Annotated in this window: 1 protein-coding gene; it reads left to right on the forward strand. The window is 66.5% G+C overall.

The genetic code is table 11. The annotated features are described in order from the left end of the window. Positions 1-272, forward strand: a 272-nt coding sequence (locus FV233_RS30825; protein ID WP_187278287.1) for a hypothetical protein, incomplete at both ends; no start/stop codon positions are given.

Raw genomic sequence — 272 nt, forward strand, 5'->3', positions numbered from 1 at the left:
GCCGTGCTGCAGTGCGCGATCCAGGATGCACTCGTCGTGCGCAATGGCCTCATCAAGGTCTACTGGGATCCCGAGCGCGAGTTTCACACCGAGCGGCAGACCGGCGTCTCGGCCGAGCAGCTTGTGTTGATGTTCGGTGACGAGGCTGCCGGCATCCCGCCCCAGGAGCCAGGCCTCGAACTGGCCGGCAGCCGCGCCTATCAGGAGATGATCGGTGGCCAGCCCGGCATGCCCGCGCAGGAGGTCACCCTCTACGAGATCGAGATACGCCG

Source organism: Methylobacterium sp. WL7, from assembly GCF_008040085.1.
GTDB lineage: Bacteria > Pseudomonadota > Alphaproteobacteria > Rhizobiales > Beijerinckiaceae > Methylobacterium > Methylobacterium mesophilicum.